This is a genomic window from Bradyrhizobium sp. SPXBL-04 (genome assembly GCF_051853035.1).
Taxonomy (GTDB): Bacteria; Pseudomonadota; Alphaproteobacteria; order Rhizobiales; family Xanthobacteraceae; genus Bradyrhizobium; species Bradyrhizobium zhanjiangense.
This window is the reverse complement of the sequence record NZ_CP182472.1, coordinates 1,733,688-1,756,801: the sequence shown is the minus strand read 5'-3', so window position 1 is coordinate 1,756,801 and position 23,114 is coordinate 1,733,688. Positions and strand designations below refer to the sequence as shown.

The window sequence follows — 23,114 nt, the reverse complement described above, 5'->3', positions numbered from 1 at the left end:
TCACCTCATTCGTCGAACTCGAACGTAGGCCGTCGGTCCTTTGCCATGGCCTTGCGTAGCCAGGGAGGCGGCGTGCCCTTCAGTACGCCCTCGAGTTTTTTGAGCAACACCAGAATGCTTTCTGGCTTATTCACCTTGATAGGATGGATCTTGTTGGCCACCACTCGCGCAGCCCCCGCACCGCCAATGGCGGCGACGTAAAGTATTGCGCAATCCTTGATTGCCTCGATCTTCGGCGCCAACTTGTCGTCGTTGCCGTCTTCCTTAAGATCGCCCTCAAACTCAATCGCTTTGAGAAACACGTGCCCGTCAGGCGTGACATCGTAGATTGCGATATTCTTTGCCCAACCAAAATGGGCATCGACGCGTCTCAGGTCTTGAGTGGCAAATGCGACCTTCATGCAGTCGACCTCTCAGCTGCTCCGGTGGAGCTGCGATACCCCGAGCTTCGTGGCGATCCGGCCGCAGTCCGCCATCTATCGGGCGTAGGCCGATCGTTCTCCTCGCGGTGCGCGATCACGAGATTGGCGATATCGAAGATCAGATTGCGGGTACCACGATAGCCCACGGTTAGTTGGTGTCCCGCGCCAAGTCGATCGAACATCGGAAAACCCATACGATAGAAAGGGACTTTCAGCCGGGCCGCCGCTTGCCTGCCGTGCGAATGCGTGATCAGCAGGTCGCAATGCTTTGTTTTGGCAAGCTCTTCCAGATCCTCAAGATCGCCAATGAGTACCTCCTTGGTCTTGATCTTCTCGATCACCCCCGACTGAGTGGTCGTCACGGCCGCGGTCACCTGCGCGCCCATGTCGTGCAGCATGCCGGACAGATCGAACAGGAGGTCTGGCTCAGCGCCGATCGCAAGTTTGCGACCGCCAATATGGAAGTGCGCGTCCAGCATTGCATCGGCGAGCTGACCGCGCTGGCGCCGATATTTCAATGGTATGGGGCGGCCGCTGATCTCGCTCAAGAACGTCATGAATTCGTCGGTCGGACACAGACCACACAGCCGCTCGAAGACACGAAAAGGCACGCCGGTCTTGACCTGCATGACCTCTGCCGCTCGCTGCATCTGCGCGCCGATTGCAATTGTCCACCCGGCGCGGCCCATGCTCGCAATTTCGTCGACGCCGATGCCGCCGATGGTCGTAGGCGTAAACTCATCGGGGATATGCCCATCGAGCGATCCCGCCAGGTCAGGAAGGAAGGACGGGCACAAGCCGAAATCCTCCAATATGACACGGAGTTCATCGAGGTCGCCGGGCGTGAGGTGAGATCCCGGCAGAACGTTCACCTTCGATGGATCCCGCAGGCCATTGGCGTTGGGCCCTTCAACCAGCACCTCCACGATGCGCGCCACAGCCTTCTCCCAGCCGTCCTGGAACGCGCCCTTGAAATCAGGCGTCGAGACATACACCAGTGGCAACTTTGCGAGTTTCGGATGCTTGCTCCGGATTAGCTTGAGATAGGCATCCACATCGTCGCCGTTGGTCTCGGTAACACCGGTCGAGCAGATTCCGATGATCTTTGGCTTGGTACGGTTGTAGATGTTCAGTATTGCCTGCTCGAGATTCTCATAGCCGCCGAGTACGGTCGCGACCTCGCTCATCGCGGTAGTCTGCAGCGGTACTGCCTCTTTGAAATGCCGGACAAAGAGCGTGAGACCGAAGGATGTGCACCCCTGGGAGCCGTGCAGAAGCGGCATCGCCCCGCGCAGCCCCATGAAGGCGAATGCGCCGCCGATCGGCTGACTCATCTTCAGCGGGTTGACAGCGCAGGCTTTTGTCGGCGCCGTGACGATTGCCATGACGCCTCGCTATTCTGCGGCCTGTCGCATGGCAGATGGCTCGGACACCAAGATATCTTCGATGCGTCTCTGGCAGCAGTCGCCGACCGCATTGGTATGCTCTCTGACCGCTGCGACGCTCTTCAGGCCGTGCGCATAGATAGCATCCTCAATCGTGCCCAAATCGACCCTGTTACACACGCAGATCTTCCTCGCGCGGCGCGCGGTTTCGGCGAGCGCCGGATCGCAGGCGATCGCGGCCATCGGCGATTGCATCTGCTCCATCGCCTTGGCTAATGCCTCCCACGGTGCCGGTCGACGTAGCTGCTCCCACATCGGACTGGAGAGCGACTTATCGATCTCCTCCATCAGCTTGACCATTCCGACATAGCCCATATAGGCGTGGCAACGCTCCTGGTTGATATCGAGCCAGGGCATCGCCGCTTTCAGCGCGACGAACTGCGACTTACCGCCCGATAGCATGATGTCCGCTTTTGCGTCCTTCAACATCTTATACATTTCGCGCGGCGTCATGTCCTCGATCATGTGGGCATCCTGCCCCATGAGCTCCTTGATGCGCTCCTTGTCTTTCCTGGTTGATTTCTTCACACTGGTTCCGACTAACTCAAGCCCGGCTTGCTGGAGTGCCGCAACGACCGACCATGACTTGACGCCGCCGGTAATCAACAAGGCCTTCTTGCCTTCTAATCGAGGCTTGTACGGCTCGATCGCAGCCCAGGCCCACGCTTCCTCGCGCGCGATCACCGCTTCGGTGCGCGCGAGCAGATCTGTCGGCGCGCCGCGTTCAACCAATAAGCGGGCAAGCTGACGCAGTGATTCGCTCGAATCTTGAATACCGTAGAACGACCCCTCGAAGAACGGAATCCCGTAGCGTTGCTCCATCTTGCGTGCGACGTTGATCATCGACTTTGAGCACACCAACATCGCCGCCCGCGCGCGATGAGATGAAGCGACTTCGCGATATTTTCCATCGCCGGAGATGCAGGCGAGAATCCGTACTCCAAGCTCGTCTAGCAAAGGCTTCACTTGCCAGAGCTCTCCCGAAAGGTTGTATTCCCCGATCAGGTTGATATCGTACGGCGTGGTGTAGTCCGGTTCTTGCGTCCCGATCACATAGTCGAGCAAGGCCTCTCCGGCGAGCTTGTTACCGAGATTCTTCGAGCCGACGAAGCCCGGGGAATTGATTGGGATCACCGGCTTTGCGAACCTTTGAGATGCTGCCTTACAGACTGCGTTGATGTCGTCGCCGATCATCGCCGGGATGCAGGTTTGATAGACGAAGATGGCGGACGGGTCGCGGTTGTCGATGATCTCCTTGATCGCTTTGCAGAGCCGCTTCTCGCCTCCGAATACAATATCGGTTTCGCTCAAATCTGTTGTGAATGCGGTGCGCCACAGATTCGAGCCGGACGACGCCGCGCCGCGATTGTCCCAGGAATTACCCTCGCACGCGATCGGACCATGCACCAAGTGAGCGACGTCGGTGAACGGCTGCAGCGCAATCTTGGCACCGTCGAAAGCGCAGCCGCCGGCAGCGCTACCCGGCTGCAGCTGTTTCCTGCAGCCCTTCTTGCGTTCAGCCTCCGACTTACTGCCATTCTTGGCGCAGCCCGGCTCATCGAAAATATTCTGGACCGTGGCCGCTAGTGAACTCATCCCTTTTTCCTCTCAGCGCAAACTAATTGCAAGGTCAACCGTCGTGCGCTTGCGCCATCGTCGAGTGCTTGGGTGATGACGCGCGCATAGTCGCTCATCAACGAATGATGTCGAAGCTGTAGTCAGTTTTGCCAAGAACGTTGGTCTTCTTGTCGATCTCGTCGAAGATCTTGTCCAGGATCTTCACCAGCACATTCAGGCCGCCCTGATAGCCCCATAGGGAAGAGCGGTGATGGTGATGCCGATCAAAAACGGGAAAGCCGATGCGGATCAGTGGCGTTCCAGTATCACGCTCCAGGTACTTGCCATAGGTGTTGCCAATCAGAAAATCGACGGGCTCGGTGAACAGGAGTGAACGCATGTGCCAGAGATCTCGGCCCGGATAGGCTTGGCAGCCCTGCCCAAATGGCGAGCTTGCAAGCAGCACCTGCATTTTTTCCTGCCACGCCTTGTTGCCGTTGGTGGACAGCACATGGGTCGGTTCGGCGCCGAGTTCGAGCAGAAACGCAGCCAACCCATAGCAAAGATCCGGATCGCCATAGATCGCGAACTTCTTGCCATGGATATGCGCGCTGGAGTCAGCGATGGCATCGACCAGGCAGCCACGTTCTCGCGCGAGTTGCTCGGGAATCTCCTTGCCGCTGATGCGTGACAGCGCCACGATAAAGTCATCCGTTGCGGATAAGCCCACGGGGTAGTTGAAGGATACGACGTCCTGTCCATGCTCAGCCACGAATGGCAGCGTTTTTTCGGTGCACCACTGCTGCATGGAGATTGTCGCCTTGGCGTGAACCGCGTTGGCCGCATCTTCTAGGGTCGTGCCTCCGTCATACATCCGGAATTCACCGTCTGTCGGAGTATCGAAAACGTCAGAATTGTCCGCTAGAATCGTGTGCTGGATGTCCATTAACGCTAAGATGCGCTTGATCTCACGAAGGTTTCCGACGGTATACCCATCGAACCCACCAATGATGTTGATCGCCCCGTTAGGCTTGCGCTCCAGCTTCGGCGCCGTTCCGGCCTTGCCGTCCCAAAAATGCTCCAGAATGCCCTTGAGCGCATTGTCATAACCGGTGACGTGGCTGCCGACGAACGCCGGCGTGTGGGCGAACGGCACGTCGAAGTCCCCCGGAACCGAGCCTTTTTCTTTCGACGTCTTGATGAAGGCGTTGAGGTCATCGCCGATCACCTCGGCCATGCAGGTCGTCGAGACCGCAATCATCTTGGGTTTGTACATGTTGTAGCTGTTCGCGAGCCCGTCGATCATGTTGTTCAGGCCACCAAATACGGCAGCGTCTTCCGTCATCGACGAAGAGACGCAGGAAGAAGGCTCCTTGAAGTGCCGCGACAGATGGCTGCGGTAATAAGCCACGCAGCCTTGCGAGCCGTGGACGAAGGGCAGCGTGCCCTCAAAGCCAACAGAGGCGAATACGGCGCCAAGCGGCTGGCAGGCCTTGGCGGGATTTACCGCTAGCGCCTCCCGCGCAAAGTTCTTTTCGCGATATTCGGCCGTTTTCGTCCATTCCTTGATACGTTCGACCTCGGCCGGATCGCGAGGATTCTCGAATATCTTCTTCTTGGCCAGCATCTGCTGGTATTCTGGACCGCGGAACAGTTCGAGATGATCGAGCACGTGTTCGGCACTCTGCGCCATTGTTGAAATCCTTCATTATCGAGATTGGTGTCGCCCCGGCTTTCCCAGAGAGCGAGATGAGTTGCTTTATTCTGCAGCCAGGAGCTTGGCCCTAGAAGCTTCCTTCCAGGGGGCCTTCGTTTTCTTCCAGACCGGCGAGTTGACGGCCATGTCCATGTCGCGCGCAAAGATCGCAAACCCGTCATAGCCGTGATATGGGCCCGAATAGTCCCAGGAGTGCATCTGCCGGAACGGCACACCCATCTTTTGGAAAACATATTTTTCCTTGATCCCCGAGCCGACGAGGTCAGGCTGGAGCTTTTCGACGAAGCGCTCGAACTCATAGCCATTGACGTCATCGTAGATGAGCGTGCTGTCCTTTACATAGTGCTGAGCTGTGCGCTGATAGTCGTCGTTGTGACCGAACTCGTATCCGGTGCCAATGACTTCCATCCCGAGATCCTCGTATGCGCCAATCACATGACGCGGGCGGAGTCCGCCGACGTACAGCATCACCGTCTTACCCTGCAGGCGCGGGCGATATTTTGCGATCACGTCGTTCACCAGCGGTTGGTACTTTTCAATCACCCGCTCGGCGCCTTCCTTAATCTTGTCGTCGAAATAGCCCGCAATCTTGCGCAGCGATTCTGCGATCTTTGAAGGTCCGAAGAAGTTGTACTCGCACCACGGAATACCGAACTTCTCTTCCATGTGGCGTGAAATGTAGTTCATGGAACGGTAGCAATGCAGAATGTTGAGCTTTGCCTTCGGCGTTGCCTCGAGCTCAGCCAGTGAACCGTCGCCAGACCATTGCGCGATCACCCGCAGGCCCATCTCTTCCAACAGAATTCGCGATGACCAGGCGTCGCCGCCGATATTGTAGTCTCCAATGATCGCAACATCATACGGCGTCGGCTCGAACTTTGGTTTGCCGTCGGACTCGATCTGGTCGAAAATCCAATCGCGCACCGCGTCGTTGGCAATGTGGTGGCCTAGCGACTGCGACACGCCGCGAAATCCCTCACAACGGACCGGCACGATGGTCTTGCCGCCATATTCCTTGGATTTCGCTCTTGATACGGCCTCGATGTCGTCACCGATCAATCCGATCGGGCATTCCGATTGGATCGTGATGCCGTTGTTGAGTGGAAACAGCTCCTGGATTTCGTCAAGAATTTTGACCAGTTTTTTGTCGCCACCGAATACGATATCCTTTTCCTGGAAGTCGGAGGTGAACTGCAGGGTCACGAAGCTATCGACGCCCGTCGTGCCAACGTAATAGTTGCGTCGCGAGCCCCACGAATACTGACCGCAGCCGACCGGGCCATGGCTGATATGGACCATGTCCTTGATCGGTCCCCAGACTACCCCCTTTGACCCTGCATAGGCGCAGCCTCTGATCGTCATCACGCCAGGTATGGATTTGATGTTGGACTTCACCCCGCAGTCTGACTTGCCGGCTTGGTGAACGTTGAGGTGCTTGGCACGCCGTTTCGCGGTCTTCTCAGGATAGACCTTCAGCACCTCCTCGATCAGCTCTTTGTTGCGAGCCCTGATTTCTGCGATGCTCTGGGTCGTGGCGAGACTCATCTGATGTCCTTCAAAGGTTAGCTGTTGCGAGGGCGGCTTCTTGACCAAGACTTTTGCAACCAGCATGCCAGCGTCTCGTGAGCACAAAAAACATAGCAATAAAAATCGCTTAGCGCGCCTTGTGCGGTGACAGGGGGTGTTGTTGCGAACCCGACATCACGCTTCAGGCAGAGAACTCTTGGTTTGACGCTGTTCGAAATGGGACAAGGGGCTGGCTATGCGCGAAATTGCCCGCCCAATTCTCGAGCGTGTCCGCGATCGCAGTACTCTGCGATCGCGCTCGCCAAAGGCGGCCGTACAGGCAGACCGGCTGCAAGGCTGGCTGACCGACACAGGCTTGCCAATACTATCTATGCTTGCTGAGACCTACAGGTACTTACCTGCTGCAATGACGATGAGATGCATGACCTCATCCTTCAGACCTCAATGCGAGCTGCTATCGTAGCTTCGCCGAATCACGAGAATAGCTGCCGCGCGTTGATAAGCGCACGCACGAGCGCATCAATCTCTTCACGTGTATTGTAAAGTCCGAGGGACGCACGGCACGTCGCGAGCACGCCGAAGCGCTTGAGCAGCGGCATCGCACAGTGGGCCCCCGCCCGCACCGCTACACCGGCGCGGTCGAAGACCGTGGCGATATCATGCGCATGCGCACCCTTCATATCAAACGAAATGATCGGCCCCTTCTCGGCCGGAGTTCCGATCACGCGCACGAAGTTGATGTCCGCCAGCATCTCCTGCGCGTAAGCGAGCAGTACGCTCTCATGCCTGCGGATCTGCACCTTGCCTATTGAATTGATGTAATCAATAGCCGCGCCTAAACCGATGGCCTCGACGATCGGCGGCGTACCCGCTTCGAACCGGTGTGGCGGATCACCATAAATGACCCCGGAACGCGAGACCTCGCGGATCATTTCCCCGCCGCCATTGAAGGGCGGCATCGATGCAAGATGCTCAGACTTGCCGTAAAGCACACCGATGCCAGTCGGACCGTAGAGTTTGTGGCCCGTCATGACGTAGAAATCGCAATCAATGTCGCGGACGTCGGCGCTCAGATGGACGCATCCTTGCGAGCCGTCGACCAGCACCGGGATACCACGAGCATGCGCGATCCTCACCACGTCTTTCACCGGCAACACCGTGCCGAGCACGTTCGACATTTGTGTGATTGCAACCATCTTGGTGCGCGGGGTCAGCAGTCGCTCAAAATCATCGAGCAAGAAGTTTCCGTCATCATCCACTGGCGCCCATTTGATCACTGCACCAAGTCGTTCCCTGAGAAGGTGCCACGGCACAATGTTGGAGTGGTGTTCCATAATCGAGAGAACGATCTCATCACCCGGGGTAATGCGTTCACGACCAAAAGTCTGGGCGACCAGATTGATTGCCTCCGTCGCGCTCCGGGTGAAGATGATCTCTTCATTTGAATGCGCGTTCACAAACCGCGCCACCTTGGTACGGGCGCCTTCATACGCCTCGGTGGCCGCGTTAGCGAGGTAATGCAAGCCGCGATGAACGTTGGCGTATTCGCTGGAGTACACCTGCATCATACGGTCAAGCACCGCGTTGGGCTTTTGCGCGGATGCAGCGTTATCGAGGTAAACAAGCGGCTTGCCGTACACCGTCAGGGCCAGCGCAGGAAAGTCCGTACGCAGACGGTTGACCTCGTAACTACCATTGCTCATGGCGGGATGTGCGCTCATCGCCCGCCCTGCAGCCAGTGTTCAGCTTGAACTGTCACAAAATCGCGCAGATTCTCGGAAGTGATCTCCTCAATCAACTCGCCAAGGAACGCTTTAATCAGCAACATCTGCGCATCCTTCTCGGATAGTCCCCGAGCGCGCAGATAGAATACGAGAGTGTCATCCAGCGCACCCGATGTCGCTCCGTGGCCGCAGGTCACGTCGTCAGCCAAGATTTCAAGTTCAGGCTTATTGTCGGCCTCGGCCTCGTCGGATAGGAGCAACGCTCGCGTCGTAAGGGTGGCGTCCGTCTTCCGGGCGGCGGGACGCACGACGATTCGGCCCTGAAACACCGAGCGGCCACAATCGTCGACGATCGCGCGGAACTTCTCTCGACTGGTGCAATGTGGCACGGCGTGGTCGACCACGATCATTGTATCGGCGTGCAGCTTGTCCCTGATGAGACTAACCCCATTCGCCGAGAGCTTGGTTCGCTCGCCGGCCAGCGTGATGAATCCCTGATAGCGGCTGATGGAGCCGCTGCAAGTCATGCTGAAGAGGTCGAGCTTAGCCCCGGCGCCGACTGCGATGATCGCCGACGAGATGTTCACGGCGTCAGAGGCATCGGCTGCCACGCGGATATGCGAAAGGCTCGCCTCGTCACCAACCAGGGCGATTATCGCATCGTTGGCTTGATAGCCGCTTGCGCCTTCAGCCGGGACGAAACTTTCCACGATGGCCGCATGCGCTCCTTTACCGAGCTGCAGATAGGAGCGTGTAAAGGTGGACACAGACACTCCGGTTGCGACGTGAACGATCTGAATTGGACGCTTCACCGCATTGCCATCGGCGACCGTAATCACCAGGCCATCTGTCGCCATTGCGGCATTGAGCGAGATCGCCGAATCGCTCGTCGTGGACAGCACTAGACCGGCCATCGCGGCAGTGGCCGAATTCTCCAGAACCTCTCGCAGCGACCGCACAACGACTTCATTTTCCAGCCTTCCGAGATCGGATAGCTCCGGCGCGAATATGCCATCCACCAAAACCAGTTTGACCGCCTGATCGGCAGCCACTTGCTTGACCGACACCTTTGCGCGCACCAGCGCCTCCGGATCCGGTCGCGGAGCGAGTGGCAGCACCTCGCCGATCAGGGAGCGCAGATCAGTGTATTTCCAATCCTCCATGCCCCGATGCGGGAGGCCGGCACGCTCGTAGAGCTCGAATGCCCTCGCCCGGATTTGGGGGACGGGGCCTGCACCAGGCAGCCGTCCACGCGCCGCAGCGAAAACATTGCCCGTTGCGCGTTCGGCGTCGGCTTTGGCCAAAACCTGCTTCATTGGGGAAATCCCTAGAGCCGTCAGGCCGCATCTTCGAATTGGGCGTAGCCACGGGCCTCGAGCTCCAGCGCGAGTTCCTTGCCGCCGCTCTTCCTGACCCGCCCTTTCGACATCACGTGCACGACGTCCGGCACGATATGGTCGAGTAGCCGCCGATAGTGGGTGATCATGATCATCGCTCGTTCCGGCAAACGCAAGGCGTTGATGCCACTGGCGACGATACGCAGCGCGTCGATATCGAGGCCGGAATCGATCTCGTCCAGGATGCACAGACTCGGCTCGAACAACGCCATCTGCAAAATTTCGTTGCGCTTCCTCTCGCCGCCGGAAAAGCCGACATTGACGCCGCGCTTCAGCATGTCCTTGGGAATGTTGAGCGAACCGGCCACCTCGCGGACTCTTTTCAGAAATTCGGGAGTGGAGAATTCCTGTTGATCGCGCGCCTTGCGCTGGGCGTTCAATGCCGCCCGCAGGAAGTTCATGGTGGTCACGCCGGGAATCTCGACCGGATACTGGAATGCCAGGAACACGCCCTTGGCGGCGCGTTCATTTGGCTCCATCCGCAAGAGGTTCTCGCCCCTGAACAGGATTTGGCCCTCGGTGATCTCATAACCCGGCTTGCCAGCGATGACATGAGAGAGCGTCGACTTGCCGGAGCCGTTCGGCCCCATGATCGCGTGCACCTCACCCGCATTGACGTTAAGATCGAGGCCGCAAATAATTTCGCGGTCTCCGACACCAACATGCAAATCTCGGATTTCGAGTAGCGCCATTCTGATCTGATCCCTGAAATGCGTCATCCGAATAGCGAGCCGCATTCGAGAGGGCTCGCGGGGGATTTGGTTATCCGACAGATCCCTCGAGCGAGATCGAGATTAGCTTCTGCGCCTCCACGGCGAACTCCATCGGCAGTTTTTGCAGAACGTCCCTCGCGAAGCCGTTGACGACGAGGCCGACGGCCTCTTCCTGCGAGAGGCCGCGCTGGATGCAGTAGAACAGCACGTCCTCCGAGATCTTCGAGGTCGTCGCCTCGTGCTCGAACGTCGCGGACGAGTTCTTCGCCTCGATGTACGGCACGGTGTGCGCGCCGCATTTGTCGCCGATCAACAAGGAGTCGCAGGCGGTGAAGTTGCGCGCGCCGGTCGCTTTGCGGTGCGCGGTGACGAGGCCGCGATAGGTGTTCTGCGATTTGCCGGCGGCGATGCCCTTGGAGATGATGCGGCTCGACGTGTTCTTGCCGAGATGAATCATCTTGGTGCCGCTATCGACCTGCTGGAAGCCGTTCGAGATCGCGATCGAGTAGAACTCACCACGCGAGTTGTCGCCGCGGAGAATGCAGCTCGGATACTTCCAGGTGATCGCCGAACCGGTCTCGACCTGGGTCCAGGAGATCTTGGAATGGGCGCCGCGGCAGTCGCCACGCTTGGTGACGAAATTGTAGATGCCGCCCTTGCCTTCCGAATTGCCGGGGTACCAGTTCTGCACCGTCGAATATTTGATCTCGGCGTCATCGAGCGCGACCAGCTCGACCACGGCTGCGTGCAGCTGGTTCTCGTCGCGCTGCGGCGCGGTGCAGCCCTCGAGATAGGAGACGTAGGAGCCCTTGTCCGCGATGATCAGCGTGCGCTCGAACTGGCCGGTGTTGCGCTCATTGATGCGGAAATAGGTCGATAGCTCCATCGGGCAGCGCACCCCCGGCGGCACGTAGACGAACGAGCCGTCGGAGAACACCGCCGAGTTCAGCGTCGCGTAGAAATTGTCGGAGGTCGGCACCACGGAGCCGAGATACTTCTGCACCAGTTCAGGGTGCTCGCGGATCGCCTCCGAGATCGGCATGAAGATCACGCCGGCCTTCTTCAGCTCCTCCTTGAAGGTGGTCGCAACCGAGACCGAATCGAAGACAGCATCGACCGCGATCTTGCGGCGGGCCGGGTCTTCCTCGCCCACCTTGGGCTCGACGCCTTCGAGCATGGCGACTTCCCGCAAGGGAATGCCGAGCTTCTCGTAGGTCTTCAGGATCTCCGGATCGATCTCGTCGAGCGAGGTGACCATCTTCTTCGGCTTCGGCGCCGCGTAATAGTAGATGTCCGGGAAGTCGATCTTGGGATAGTCGACGCGGGCCCAGGTCGGCTCGGTCATGGTCAGCCAGCGCCGATAGGCTTCCAGCCGCCACTGGAGCATCCAGGCGGGTTCATTCTTTTTCTGCGAGATGAACTTTACGATCTCTTCCGAGAGCCCCTTTGGGGCCTTCTCGGAGTCGATCAGGGTTTCAAACCCATAACGATACTGGTCGACGTCGATGCGCTTCACGCGCTCGACCGTCTCTTGTACGGCTGGCATTGCCCGCTCCGCTCGCGCTAGGACAACTCTCGCCGGTGAGGATTGCGCTGCAATCTCTCCGAGCGGATCGCACAAGTCACGGCCAACTCGGGGCTAGCGAGTGAGAGAAACAGGAGACGGATCCAAAAAGCGGCGACTGTCGATAGCGTTTTCATCATGTTTCGCACTGGAGCTCCTCTCATCGGCTAGTCCATCTATGCCGGCACGCAGGTATCGGGCACCGGGCAAACGACGGCGCATTGCGGCGCGTCAAAATGCCCCTCACATTGGGTGCACTGGGTCGGATTGATCACATATATGTCGTTCTTCAAGCTGATCGCGGCATTGGGACATTCGAACTCACACGCACCGCAGACGGTGCACTGGGATGCGATTATCTTGTAGGCCATCACTGCGATTCCATGAGCAAAAGGGGCGGGACAGTTTCTTGTCTTCAAGTCTTGTGCCAGACAGCTTAACCTTGATTTGCCTGGGCTATTTTCGATAACGCAAGTCGCCGCCTCGACACTGTGTCGCAAATCCTACAACGGGCATGACAGCAGCTTGAAATGCCGTGGTTTGCGCATGGTCGATCCCACGGCAGTCAGCCGATCAGGTGAACCGCGTTCGCACGGCCTCAGGGAACGATCTGCGATCCTTCCCAAGGCCGCCGTACCGCGGCTACGATCGATGCGCCGCCCGACTCCACAAAGTTCTCCGCCGGTGTGTCAGGTCGATCCCCAAGCCGCATCTTGTTTGTTCCACTCACGGGATAGCGGCGGCTTCGGCGACAGCACCACGATAAACAACCGGCGCAGTCATCACCGGTCCGGTCCGCGTCTCCCCGGCCAGTCGGAAAGGTCGCTTCGATCGCGCCAGATAAAGTCGCTCCGGCGATCGCGGTCCCCTGGGGACCTGCGGGACGCATTCTCAATTGCCTCTATGGGGCGAAGTACATTGTCTCGCATCGTGCGGGAGACTGAAGCCAGGCGTTCGTTCTGGGTGATCCTCGGCTTCGCTCCGCGTTCCAAATGCCGACGGCGGTCAGCAGATCGATAGAGCCGAAAAAAAGCCACCCCGAGGGGTGGCCTAAGTCAGGGAGGAAACGCCCATAAGGGCCTCTGGGATCAGGCCGCAGCCTGTTCGATTGGTGAGAAGGGCAGCCCGAGGCTTTCGGCCACCGCTTTGTAAGTTAGTCTGCCCCGATGGACGTTGAGGCCCGCGCGCAAATGCGGATTTTCGAGCACGGCGGAAAAACCCTTGTTGGCCAGAGCCAAACCAAACGGCAGCGTCGCGTTATTCAGTGCCTGGCTCGAGGTCAGCGGCACGGCGCCCGGCATATTGGCCACGCAATAATGAATGATGCCATCCACTTCGTAAGTTGGATCAGCGTGAGTGGTTGGGCGCGATGTCTCAAAGCAGCCGCCCTGATCGATAGCGACGTCCACGAGCACCCCCCTCTTGCGCATAGAGCTCAGCATGCTCCGGCGGACCAGCTTCGGCGCGCTCGCACCTGGAACGAGCACCGCACCAATCACCACATCCGCCGCAAATACCTCTTCCTCCACGGAGTCGATGGTCGAAAACCTGGTGCGAACGCGTCCTGCGAATAGCTCGTCCAACTCGCGGAGCCGGAGTATCGAACGATCGATGATGGTCACCTCTGCGCCCAGACCGACCGCCATGCGGGCCGCGTGCGTACCAACAACGCCACCTCCGATCACGACGATTCGGGCCGCCTGAACACCGGGCACTCCACCGATCAACAGCCCTCGTCCGCCTGCACTCCGCTTCAGGGCGCTACCTGCCGCTTCGATCGCAAGCCTACCCGCGACCTCGCTCATCGGCGCCAGCAGTGGAAGACCACCATGCGCATCAGTTACGGTCTCATAGGCGATCGCGGTGCATCCCGATTTCAGGAGGCCCTTGGCCTGATCAGGGTCGGGGGCGAGATGCAGATAAGTGAAAAGGATCTGATTTTCCCGCAGCTGACACCATTCGGACGGCTGAGGCTCCTTAACCTTTACGATCATCTCGCTCGATGCGAATACCTCAGCTGCGGAAGTTAGAATCGTTGCGCCAGCATTGCGATAATCGTCGTCGGTTGCACCAATGCCAGCGCCGGCATCGGTCTCGATCATCACGCGGTGGCCCGCTGCCACGTATTCGCGGACCGCTCCCGGGGTAAGGCCCACGCGATATTCGTGCGCCTTGATTTCCTTGGGGACTCCGACCTTCATTTGAAAACTCCCTGCCTGGTTCGCCTTTCTAATCGGAAGCGAGCAGGGATATTGCGACGCAGCCGTCAAAATGACGCAGAAATTCAGCGATATTTGATACACTTCGCAGGATTTCAAACCCACCGGTGCCGAGCGGATCGTGTGACCATGCTCGCTGAGCTTCACCGTCCAAAATGCGTGATCGCGATGAATCGTTTCGAATTGCGCTCTCGGCTCGTGGAAAAGCTAACAACCGAAATCCAGCCTCGCCGAAACTTCTTAAAGAGCGGAGTCGCAATCTGCCGTTGGGTAGGCTTGCCCATAGAAGGGATCGTTTGGATGGCTCTTGGCTAACGACCATTGATCATAAATTTAGTTTCCAAAAAACTGGACGATGCGCAATGTGTTCAACAGATCCGAGGCAATTGTTCGCCCCACAACCAATCAACGATTCGCCGGCCGCCGAAACCGGTCGCCATCTGCACAAATTTCCGATCGTCAGCCACCGCCTCGCCAATATCAGCTGCATCGGACCCGAGCGGGTGCGCCTTCATGGCTGCAAGCACGGCATCGGCCAAATCAGGCGCGACGATCGCAACGAGCTTGCCCTCATTGGCGACATGGATCGGATCGAGACCAAGGAGCTCGCAGGTAGCTGCAACCGCGGGCTTCACCGGAATGGATGTTTCCTGCAGACGGAACCCGAGGTCGGATTGATGCGCAATCTCGTTGAGGGTCGCGGCAAGCCCACCCCGCGTGGGGTCGCGCATCACCCGGATGCTGCTACCGCCGGCGGCAACCATGACCGCTACGAGATTATGCAACGCTGCGGAATCCGAGACGACCTCGGTTTGAAAAGCGACGTTCTGACGTTTTGACATGATCGCTACTCCATGATCACCGAGGCTACCGGACACCAGCACACGATCCCCGACCCTTGCCTTGTCGGCGGAGAGATCGAGCCCATCGGCCACAATCCCGATGCCGGTCGTAGAGATGAACAAACCATCCGCCTTGCCGCGCTCGACGACCTTGGTGTCTCCGGCAATGATGTAAACGCCGGCCGCGCGCGCTGCCGCGCCCATCGAATCCGCGATCGCTTTCAGATCCGAAAACCGGAAGCCCTCCTCGATGATGAAACTGGCCGACAGATAGAGGGGACGCGCGCCGGACATCGCGACATCATTGATCGTGCCGTGCACAGCCAGTGACCCGATATTGCCGCCGGGAAAGAACAGCGGAGAAACCACATAGCCGTCGGTTGTCATCACCATCCTGCCTGCCGCAACGTCAAACGCCGACTGATCATTGCAGCGGGCAAGCCATTCATTACCAAAGGCTTGGTGAAAAAGGCCGGAGATCAGCTGTGCCATGGCACGGCCTCCCGATCCGTGGGAAAGATCAACGCGTCCGTTCTCGACGTCGAGCTTGCGTTGATAGGCTTTTACGCTCATGATGTCCGGCCCAACTGTTCATCGCGAACTCGGCCATAGGTCCAATACGCCGCACAAGCGCCTTCCGATGACACCATGCAGGACCCTATGGGGGTTTCCGGCGTGCAGACGGTTCCAAACAGCTTACACTCGACCGGCCTCTTGGCGCCACGCAAGATCGCGCAGCACTCGCATGCCGGATTGTCTGCGACACGCAGATCGTGGATCGCAAAACGCGTCTCGGCGTCGAATTGCGCGTAAGCCCGCTTCAGCTTCAGTCCGCTGTTGGGTACGAGTCCGAGCCCTCGCCATTCAAACTGCTCGCGCGGTTCGAATATCTGCGATACCTCCTCCTTGGCGCGCCGATTGCCTTCACGCGTTACCGCACGACTGTATTGGTTCTCCACCTCGTAGCGATCTTCGTTCACCTGCCGCACCAGCATCAGGATCGCCTGCATCACATCGAGCGGCTCAAATCCCGCGATCACGATCGGCTTGCCGAATTGTTCCGCCAGAGGCTCGTAAGGCTGCGTACCAATAATGGTGCTGACATGTGCAGGCCCGATGAAGCCGTCGATTGGAACCCCGCCGGTGTCGCGGATTTTGGGGTTCTCGAGAATGCTGTGCATCGCAGAGGGTGTAAGCACGTGGTTGCAGAACACGCTGAGGCCCTTCAGCCGCTTCTTCTCGGCAATCCGGATCATCACCGCCGTCGGGGGCGTCGTGGTCTCAAATCCGATGGCAAAGAAGACCACCTCGCGGCTCGGCGCCTGTTCGGCGAGCCGGATAGCGTCGAGCGTTGAGTAGACCATCCGAATGTCGGCGCCGAGCGCTTTGGCTCGCAACAGGGACTGTCCTCGCGACCCAGGCGCGCGCATCAAGTCGCCGTAGACGCACAGAGTGACCTCTGGTCGGTCGACGAGCCGGATCGCCATATCAATTCGGCTGGCGGGCAGAACGCAGACGGGACAACCGGGCCCGTGGATCATGCGAACGTTCGCGGGCAGCAGATCCTCCAGGCCATAGCGGGAGATCGCATGAGTGTGTCCGCCGCAGAATTCCATGAACCGATAGGCTCTTTGCGAACTGACCTCGGCGCCAATCGCACGCGCAATTCCCCGCGCGATGGCCTTGTCGCGAAATTCGTCGGCATATTTCATGATCGGCGTTCTCCTGCGCTGCCTAGCTCCTGCAGGAGCTCCAGCGTGCGCTTGGCTTCCGTCGGATCGATCTTGGCCAGCGCATAGCCGACATGGACAAGGACGCAATCGCCGACCTCGAGCTCGTCGATGAGAGCAATCGATATCTCCAGGCTGATGCCATCGATGGACACCGTAGCCATGTCGTTGGGAAGAATTTTCGCAATTTTTGCCGGCACTGAAAGACACATATCAGGCTGTTCCTCCCCTGGCGGACGACTGTTGAGCAATCTGCAGAGCGGCAATCCAGGCCTGGCCAAGGCTCAAACCGCCATCATTGGGCGGCACCCGCCGTGGCACGAGCGGGGTAAGGCCGGCAGCGCTGCAACCGCGCGGGATTTCCTCCGCCAGCACCGCGTTTAGGAAGCAGCCGCCGCTCAGAACGACAGTATTAATGCCGGTTGCCCGCGCAGAGCGCGTGACCCAGTCAACGCAGGCGGCGGCGAAGGTGCCATGAAACAGCCCGGCTCCGTCCGCGGCGTCAATGTCATCAGTAATCAACCGCGCAAACAGCGGACGAAGCGACAGCACGCCGCCATCGATCGTCCAGCCGGCTTCGAAAATCGCAGTCCGCCGCACCAGCGCCTCGAGCTTCATCGCCGCTTCGCCCTCATAGCTCTGCAAACTCGCAATCCGCAGCAGCGCCGCTGCCGCGTCGAACAACCGGCCCGCACTGGTCGTGGTGGGCCCGCCCGGCTGATCGAGCAAGGCCGAGACACATCTAGCCTGCCGTTGCGCCGCAAAGCGCGACCCGATTTCATTACCCCGACCGAGCCCGTGTAGTACTGCGCTCGCCATGCGCCACGGCTCGCGAGCTGCACGATCTCCACCAGGCATTCGCAGCGGCGCTAAGTGCCCGATACGTCGGCACCTCGGCCCTTCGCACAACAATAGTTCGCCACCCCAGTTACCCCCGTCGGAACCAAAGCCATGGCCATCGAGCACCAGGGCCAGCGCAGGTCCCGCATGGCCATGCTCGGCAATCACCGCGGCAGCGTGTGCGTGGTGATGCTGGATCGCCACCAGCTCGCGGCCATTTGCTTCCGCAAACCGGGTAGAAGCCATATCGGGATGCAGATCATGGGCGACGACGACAGGCTCCACGTCAAGGCTCGATGTGAGGTGTCGGATCGTCTCCTCGAACGCACGAATGCCTTCGGCCGTATCCAGATCGCCAATATGCTGAGAGACGAACGCTTGGTTGTCCCGCGTGATAGTGATGGTCGATTTCAGCGCGCCGCCGACGGCGAGCACGGGCGGCACAGACTTCGCAAGCCTGATGGGTTCGGGAACATAGCCACGGGCACGACGAATGAACTGTGGCCGGCCAGCCACCACCGACACCACGGAGTCATCAGCACGCGTCAGGATATCGCGGTCATGGGTCACGACAAGGTCGGCGATCCCCTTGAGCCGCCGCAGCGCCTGCGCGTTGTCGATCAGGAGCGGTTCGCCGCAAAGATTGGCACTGGTGGCCACGATGACGGGGCCAGCCCCCGCCCATTCTCCTGCCGAGCGAAGCGCATGAAAGATGAGGTGATGCAGCGGCACTACAGGCAGCATGACACCCACACGTGACAAGCCAGGAGCTATGGCGGGCGCCAGATTGTTTCGCGAACGCAGAAGGACGATGGGACGTGCTACGCATTCGAGCAGCGCAAGCTCGGGCGCGTTCGCCTCGGCGATCTGGCTGACGCGGTCTATGGAATCGACCATAACCGCGAACGGCTTCTGAGGGCGCTGCTTTCTCCTGCGCAAACGCTGCACCGCGTCCTGGTTACGCGCATCGCAAAGCAGCTGGTATCCGCCCAGCCCCTTTATCGCCACGATTTGTCCCCCAGCGATTGCCGCGACAATGGCGCTGATCTCATGGCTGAGCCGAGGACCGCATGTCGGACACGCGATCGCCTCCGCATGAAACCTGCGGCTCGCCGGATTGGCATATTCAGCCTCGCAGGCGGCGCACAGCCTAAAAGCCCTCATCACGGTATTGCGGCGATCGTACGGAAGCCGGTCGGCGATGGTGTAGCGTGGGCCGCAATGGCAGCAACTGATGAAGGGGTAAAGGTAGAGCCGGCTTTCTGGATCGAACAGCTCACTGAGGCATTGCGGGCAGGCCGCGGCATCAGCGACGATCTGTGTCGACAATTTGCCGCCTTCGCTCGTGCCGATCGAAAAGTCTTTCGCTGCGAGCGCCGCAGTCTCCCGAACGCAGATGTGGTCGATGCGTGCCAATGGAGGTGCCTCGAGCGGCAACGCGGCGACAAACTCCGACGCACGGTGGCCCTCGACCTCGATCGTAACGCCCTCGGGGCCATTGATGACAAACCCCGCCAATCCGTACCGCATGGCGAGTCCATAGACGTAAGGACGAAAGCCGACCCCTTGCACGGCCCCCTTCACGCGCACGCGCAGCCGTGTTCGGTCGCAGGTGGTTGCGGCGCTCATCGCCTTGTGTCCTCTACGGCGCGCCTCTGATGCCCCGCTTGTCTATCGATCCAGGCATAGAGCGCGCCAAAACCCGCGCCAGTACGAGCCGAAACGACGAGCACGTCGATCTTTGGATTGACGCGTCTGGCGTACTCGATGGTCTTGGCCAAATCGAACTCAAGCAGCGGCGCCAGATCAATCTTGTTGATCACCATGAGCGAACAAGCGGCAAACATATCAGGATATTTGAGCGGCTTGTCTTCACCTTCGGTAATCGACAACACTACGATCTTGCAGGCCTCACCAAGATCAAAGGCTGCGGGACAGATCAGATTACCGACGTTCTCAATGAAGAGAATACCGCCCGGGAGAAGCGGCAAGCGGCGATAAGCCTCGCCAATCATCGCAGCATCGAGATGGCAACCCTTGCCGGTGTTGACTTGAACGGCTGGTACGCCGGCGGCCCGAATGCGTTCGGCATCGTTCGAGGTTTGCTGGTCGCCTTCGATGACCCCGACCGGACGGCTGCGCTTGAGCTCGGACACGGCGCGGACGAGCAACGACGTTTTACCTGCACCGGGACTGGACAAAAGATTAAATGCAAGCAGGTCGTCGGCTACGAAGAGCGCGCGGTTGTCCGCCGCAATCCCATTATTTCTGTTAAGAATATCGCGCTCGATCTGAATGACCCGGTCTCTGCTCATGCCCGCGAGCCTCAAACCAGCCGGCCCGGCGCCGCCGCTCAGAAGGACCTGCACGCCATGAGCCTGGTGATGGGCAGAGCGATGGTGGCAACTATGACTATTGCCAGCATCGTTTGAAGGCTGCGGGCCTTGGTCGCTGTGCGGATGGGCACAATGGCGATCGCAATCGTCCTGCACATCGGCATCGTATAGCTGCTGGCTCTCCGCATCATGCGCCTTGGTGCGCTTGATCGACGTCGTCCATTCGGTGCAGCCGCAAACGGTACACATCAATCGATCTCCAGCTCTTTCACGCGCATCTGTTCGCCCGCGGTTACCTGCAACTGATAGCTGCCGCAGCAAGGACAGCACTCGCCGCGCCGTGCAATTTCGACGCTCTTCGAACAGCTCATGCACCAAGCAACGCCTGGCAGTTCGATGATATTAAGGACCGCGCCCTCGGCAACGGTCCGCGTTGCAGCGACAGCAAAGCATGACTTGATCGCTTCAGGCGCGGCATGACTCAGCGCTCCCATCTCTAGACAGACGCTCCGGACCCGCGAAAACGATCGGTGACGTACCTCCTCCTCGACGATTTGAATGATGCCAAGACAAATCGCCATTTCATGCATCGCCAACTTCGCGAAAATTGAGGGTGAACCCGACGCACGGATCGAGCGATGCAATCACCGCATTGACTGCATCCCGATGTCGTTTAGCCGTCAGCACCGCGCCTTGCAGGTTCCGGACAAGCGGTCCGCGCCGGTGGAAATTCCATTCCGTCGGCGCAAGGAATTCGAAGCGGGATATCCGGCCCTGAAGATCAAGCTCAACTGCGTGGTAGAGACGCCCCCTGGCGCACTCGACCGCGGCCGCAGCACGGCCGGGCCCTAGCTTATATCTTTCGATAATCCCATGCTCTGCCGAGTCAATATGAGCACCATCCTTGATCCAGGCGCATAGCCGGAGGATTTCAGCAATTCTGGCCTTCAGCCGCTCGGCCGCGCCGGATGGGCTCGGGGAGAGCCGATCACGCGTCATTTGGCGCGCCCATGGACCCGTCTCGGGCGCATGTCCATCGAGATCGGGACAACAGCAAAATGTCGCATCATCAACGAGCAGCCGTTTAATGACGTTGCGGTCGTCGGCAACGGACAGGAACGAGTGCTCCGCCGGAATTGGCTTCAGGTCGATCTCATCAAGCGCTGCAATGCGAAGCGCCAATGGGCTGCCGGACCTCAGCGCGCCACCCTCATTCGGCATGCCGAGCGCGGCCAGCGCAGCCACAATCCGCGTTGTTGTTTCGCGTTGAGCGGAGTCCCAGGCTGGCTGTGCGCTGCCGACAAGCGCTGACATTCCCCGCATCAGGGAGCGGATTGCCCGCGCACTGGCGATGTCTTGCGTAAGATGTCCGACAAAGAGGCCCCGTAGCAATTCCGCTATGCGCTCGGTTACGACAAGCGCAATACGATGCTGTTTTGTTGTGCGGGTGATCGCTTCGTCGCGCGCCGTCTCGATCGCGGACAGCAGTGCGGTTTGCTGCGCGGCGGCGCACAACGCGAAGAGCCGCGGGAGTACGTTGAGCAGTGACGAGGCCTGTTTGCCGGCGAACAGCCGAGCCAGCGGCGGCCGGACTCGAGGCAGGATCTCAACCGCGGCAACTACGTCGGCAGCAAGCGATACGGTGACATCGATTTTGTTGCGGGCAGCGAGGCTCATGCGCACGGCACCGCCATCATCCCGCGCAAGATATGCCGGCGCACGCTGTGCGCGCGCCGTCTGCGGGATCCCACTCGATGCCGAATGTTCTCCAAGCTCTTCATGTGAAGTACGCCTTGATAATTTCCTTCATGCGTTCGGCAGAGTCCTGGAAATCTTCGTCGGCAGCCAACGCAACAATCGGCACGCCGCCGACCTCCAGCGTATCAAGGATGATGTTGTCCGTAGAATTGAAGAACTGCACCGACCAGACATTCCTGATCCCGGTCGCCTGCACTCGGCACGTGCCGTAACCGCGGAAGATGAGTTGGACCGGGCCATCGCCCACGCTGTGCTGCAGGTATGCCAGATCGATAACACTCATCGGCAGCAACGTGAGATTGATGACATGCGCGCGCATGCCAAACCGCCAGATGCGCGACCGTTCGCGTATTTCCGCGAGCAACGGTTGCACGTTCATCGCGCTGTCCGGCGCCGCGCCGATCACGATATCGGCGAACGTCAGGTCACTTGCGGCGCTCCGTACAATTTGCGGAATCGCCCCGACCTCAACATATTCGTGCGCCGGATCGGTCCCGATGCGCACGCGCCAGATTCCCGCAAGCACGGACTCCCGGATTTGCGCCAAAGTGCCATCTGGCAGCGCAACCACGCCGGCAACCTCACCTTCTCCGAGCACTTCGCCAATCAGCTTGCGCTCGGGATCGCTGAGATTCGCGAGTCCGTACTGTTGCGTCCGAGCGCCGCTTCTCTGGCCGCCAACGGCAGCAGCGACATTCGATAACAGCGCGGTGGCATTCGGATAGTTCCTTGTAAGCTCGTCGCCATCGCGCCAGCCGCTGGCGAGCGCACTCGTCGACCCGCGATGGAATACATCGAGACTTCCAGAGCCCGTGACAAGCTTGCTCGCCACCCGCTCGGCGCCGTCCGATACAACGCGGAGCGCTGTCTTTATCATGCGATGTTCCGTTGGCTGTCTCGAGAGCCCTTGCCGACACAGGTGCTGCCGGCGTGTGACCGAACAATCTGTACCGAAATGCGGTCGATCGTGACCAAACGGACCGGTCTCCTGCCGATCACGCGGAGTGTACCGTGCCGACGGCGCAGGCTCAGGCTCGACGGGCCGCGCAGGCCGAGCCGGCCGACCAGTTCGCCACCAACGCCGACTGCAGGCACTGTGCCTTGAATGCGCCGCCGAAACGTGTTGACCATTTCAGGACGGAAGAACGCGGGCTTGATGATCCGGAGCAAATATACGGGATCGGCCACCGACTGCGGCATCACGGCCGCCCTCATGGGAGCGCGCGCGACTAGGCGCGCATCGACGCTGACGCCCCCCAGCTCGGGCGGAGCGGACCGCGCAAAACCATGCTGCGCTGGCTGCAACTTCATCACACGCCTTCT

20 protein-coding genes are annotated in these 23,114 nt (G+C 59.4%); all 20 read right to left on the bottom strand.

What is annotated here, in order from left to right; translation table 11 throughout:
- Positions 1–5: 5 nt before the first annotated feature.
- Positions 6–401, bottom strand: a complete 396-nt coding sequence (gene nifX, locus ACNJX8_RS08215; RefSeq protein ID WP_128943588.1) for a nitrogen fixation protein NifX — start codon at positions 399–401, stop codon at positions 6–8.
- Positions 398–1,807, bottom strand: a complete 1,410-nt coding sequence (gene nifN, locus ACNJX8_RS08210) for a nitrogenase iron-molybdenum cofactor biosynthesis protein NifN (protein WP_128943587.1) — start codon at positions 1,805–1,807, stop codon at positions 398–400. Before nifN ends, nifX begins: the two co-directional genes overlap by 4 nt.
- A gap of 9 nt (positions 1,808–1,816) precedes the next feature.
- A complete protein-coding gene (gene nifE / locus ACNJX8_RS08205; RefSeq protein ID WP_439360203.1) occupies positions 1,817–3,463 on the bottom strand; it encodes a nitrogenase iron-molybdenum cofactor biosynthesis protein NifE in 1,647 nt (548 codons plus the stop codon).
- A 97-nt stretch (positions 3,464–3,560) separates the two neighbouring features.
- Positions 3,561–5,117: a nitrogenase molybdenum-iron protein subunit beta gene (nifK, locus tag ACNJX8_RS08200; RefSeq protein WP_439360201.1), complete on the bottom strand. Its 1,557-nt coding sequence runs from the start codon at positions 5,115–5,117 to the stop codon at positions 3,561–3,563.
- A gap of 66 nt (positions 5,118–5,183) precedes the next feature.
- Positions 5,184–6,686, bottom strand: coding sequence for a nitrogenase molybdenum-iron protein alpha chain (gene nifD, locus ACNJX8_RS08195; protein WP_439361840.1), 1,503 nt, complete (start codon positions 6,684–6,686; stop codon positions 5,184–5,186).
- A gap of 455 nt (positions 6,687–7,141) precedes the next feature.
- A complete protein-coding gene (locus ACNJX8_RS08190; RefSeq protein ID WP_439360200.1) occupies positions 7,142–8,389 on the bottom strand; it encodes a cysteine desulfurase in 1,248 nt (415 codons plus the stop codon).
- Positions 8,386–9,708, bottom strand: a complete 1,323-nt coding sequence (sufD, locus tag ACNJX8_RS08185; RefSeq protein ID WP_439360199.1) for a Fe-S cluster assembly protein SufD — start codon at positions 9,706–9,708, stop codon at positions 8,386–8,388. Before sufD ends, ACNJX8_RS08190 begins: the two co-directional genes overlap by 4 nt.
- Positions 9,709–9,728: 20 nt before the next feature.
- A complete protein-coding gene (gene sufC, locus ACNJX8_RS08180) occupies positions 9,729–10,481 on the bottom strand; it encodes a Fe-S cluster assembly ATPase SufC (protein WP_128943582.1) in 753 nt (250 codons plus the stop codon).
- A 70-nt stretch (positions 10,482–10,551) separates the two neighbouring features.
- On the bottom strand, positions 10,552–12,048 hold the full coding sequence (gene sufB / locus ACNJX8_RS08175) for a Fe-S cluster assembly protein SufB (protein ID WP_439360198.1): 1,497 nt from the start codon (positions 12,046–12,048) through the stop codon (positions 10,552–10,554).
- Positions 12,049–12,242: 194 nt separating this feature from the next.
- Entirely contained in the window at positions 12,243–12,437 is a 195-nt protein-coding gene (locus ACNJX8_RS08170; RefSeq protein ID WP_035730311.1) for a 4Fe-4S binding protein, read from the bottom strand.
- 717 nt (positions 12,438–13,154) lie between these two features.
- Positions 13,155–14,267 (bottom strand): alanine dehydrogenase, encoded by a 1,113-nt coding sequence (gene ald, locus ACNJX8_RS08165; RefSeq protein WP_128943655.1) that lies wholly within the window; start codon positions 14,265–14,267, stop codon positions 13,155–13,157.
- A 386-nt stretch (positions 14,268–14,653) separates the two neighbouring features.
- Positions 14,654–15,700, bottom strand: coding sequence for a hydrogenase expression/formation protein HypE (gene hypE / locus ACNJX8_RS08160; RefSeq protein WP_128943579.1), 1,047 nt, complete (start codon positions 15,698–15,700; stop codon positions 14,654–14,656).
- Positions 15,697–16,839, bottom strand: a complete 1,143-nt coding sequence (gene hypD, locus ACNJX8_RS08155) for a hydrogenase formation protein HypD (protein ID WP_439360195.1) — start codon at positions 16,837–16,839, stop codon at positions 15,697–15,699. The genes hypE and hypD overlap by 4 nt, the downstream gene beginning before the upstream one ends.
- Positions 16,836–17,021 carry a HypC/HybG/HupF family hydrogenase formation chaperone gene (locus ACNJX8_RS08150; RefSeq protein ID WP_306469171.1) on the bottom strand — a complete coding sequence of 62 codons (186 nt, stop codon included), beginning with the start codon at positions 17,019–17,021 and terminating at the stop codon, positions 16,836–16,838. The genes hypD and ACNJX8_RS08150 overlap by 4 nt, the downstream gene beginning before the upstream one ends.
- A 49-nt stretch (positions 17,022–17,070) precedes the next feature.
- Positions 17,071–19,326 carry a carbamoyltransferase HypF gene (gene hypF, locus ACNJX8_RS08145; RefSeq protein WP_439360194.1) on the bottom strand — a complete coding sequence of 752 codons (2,256 nt, stop codon included), beginning with the start codon at positions 19,324–19,326 and terminating at the stop codon, positions 17,071–17,073.
- Positions 19,323–20,282 (bottom strand): hydrogenase nickel incorporation protein HypB, encoded by a 960-nt coding sequence (gene hypB, locus ACNJX8_RS08140; protein WP_128943576.1) that lies wholly within the window; start codon positions 20,280–20,282, stop codon positions 19,323–19,325. The genes hypF and hypB overlap by 4 nt, the downstream gene beginning before the upstream one ends.
- A complete protein-coding gene (locus tag ACNJX8_RS08135) occupies positions 20,282–20,623 on the bottom strand; it encodes a hydrogenase maturation nickel metallochaperone HypA/HybF (protein WP_128943575.1) in 342 nt (113 codons plus the stop codon). Before ACNJX8_RS08135 ends, hypB begins: the two co-directional genes overlap by 1 nt.
- Complete coding sequence (locus ACNJX8_RS08130) at positions 20,616–21,710, bottom strand: hypothetical protein (protein ID WP_439360193.1); 1,095 nt, start codon at positions 21,708–21,710, stop codon at positions 20,616–20,618. The genes ACNJX8_RS08135 and ACNJX8_RS08130 overlap by 8 nt, the downstream gene beginning before the upstream one ends.
- A 100-nt stretch (positions 21,711–21,810) precedes the next feature.
- A complete protein-coding gene (locus ACNJX8_RS08125) occupies positions 21,811–22,665 on the bottom strand; it encodes a hydrogenase expression/formation protein (RefSeq protein ID WP_439361839.1) in 855 nt (284 codons plus the stop codon).
- Complete coding sequence (locus ACNJX8_RS08120; protein WP_439360192.1) at positions 22,665–23,102, bottom strand: hypothetical protein; 438 nt, start codon at positions 23,100–23,102, stop codon at positions 22,665–22,667. Before ACNJX8_RS08120 ends, ACNJX8_RS08125 begins: the two co-directional genes overlap by 1 nt.
- Positions 23,103–23,114 lie beyond the last annotated feature (12 nt).

What these genes read in the sequence shown, in the direction of transcription:
- nifD (WP_439361840.1), bottom strand. Translation starts at nt 6,686, where the DNA reads ATGAGTCTCGCCACGACCCAGAGCATCGCAGAAATCAGGGCTCGCAAC.
- ACNJX8_RS08170 (WP_035730311.1), bottom strand. Translation starts at nt 12,437, where the DNA reads ATGGCCTACAAGATAATCGCATCCCAGTGCACCGTCTGCGGTGCGTGT.
- nifE (WP_439360203.1), bottom strand. Translation starts at nt 3,463, where the DNA reads ATGAGTTCACTAGCGGCCACGGTCCAGAATATTTTCGATGAGCCGGGC.
- hypF (WP_439360194.1), bottom strand. Translation starts at nt 19,326, where the DNA reads ATGAGCGCCGCAACCACCTGCGACCGAACACGGCTGCGCGTGCGCGTG.
- hypE (WP_128943579.1), bottom strand. Translation starts at nt 15,700, where the DNA reads ATGAGCGTAAAAGCCTATCAACGCAAGCTCGACGTCGAGAACGGACGC.
- ACNJX8_RS08135 (WP_128943575.1), bottom strand. Translation starts at nt 20,623, where the DNA reads ATGCATGAAATGGCGATTTGTCTTGGCATCATTCAAATCGTCGAGGAG.
- nifN (WP_128943587.1), bottom strand. Translation starts at nt 1,807, where the DNA reads ATGGCAATCGTCACGGCGCCGACAAAAGCCTGCGCTGTCAACCCGCTG.
- sufB (WP_439360198.1), bottom strand. Translation starts at nt 12,048, where the DNA reads ATGCCAGCCGTACAAGAGACGGTCGAGCGCGTGAAGCGCATCGACGTC.
- ald (WP_128943655.1), bottom strand. Translation starts at nt 14,267, where the DNA reads ATGAAGGTCGGAGTCCCCAAGGAAATCAAGGCGCACGAATATCGCGTG.
- ACNJX8_RS08120 (WP_439360192.1), bottom strand. Translation starts at nt 23,102, where the DNA reads ATGAAGTTGCAGCCAGCGCAGCATGGTTTTGCGCGGTCCGCTCCGCCC.
- nifK (WP_439360201.1), bottom strand. Translation starts at nt 5,117, where the DNA reads ATGGCGCAGAGTGCCGAACACGTGCTCGATCATCTCGAACTGTTCCGC.
- ACNJX8_RS08130 (WP_439360193.1), bottom strand. Translation starts at nt 21,710, where the DNA reads ATGAGCCTCGCTGCCCGCAACAAAATCGATGTCACCGTATCGCTTGCT.
- nifX (WP_128943588.1), bottom strand. Translation starts at nt 401, where the DNA reads ATGAAGGTCGCATTTGCCACTCAAGACCTGAGACGCGTCGATGCCCAT.
- hypB (WP_128943576.1), bottom strand. Translation starts at nt 20,282, where the DNA reads ATGTGTACCGTTTGCGGCTGCACCGAATGGACGACGTCGATCAAGCGC.
- ACNJX8_RS08150 (WP_306469171.1), bottom strand. Translation starts at nt 17,021, where the DNA reads ATGGCTACGGTGTCCATCGATGGCATCAGCCTGGAGATATCGATTGCT.
- ACNJX8_RS08190 (WP_439360200.1), bottom strand. Translation starts at nt 8,389, where the DNA reads ATGAGCGCACATCCCGCCATGAGCAATGGTAGTTACGAGGTCAACCGT.
- sufD (WP_439360199.1), bottom strand. Translation starts at nt 9,708, where the DNA reads ATGAAGCAGGTTTTGGCCAAAGCCGACGCCGAACGCGCAACGGGCAAT.
- hypD (WP_439360195.1), bottom strand. Translation starts at nt 16,839, where the DNA reads ATGAAATATGCCGACGAATTTCGCGACAAGGCCATCGCGCGGGGAATT.
- sufC (WP_128943582.1), bottom strand. Translation starts at nt 10,481, where the DNA reads ATGGCGCTACTCGAAATCCGAGATTTGCATGTTGGTGTCGGAGACCGC.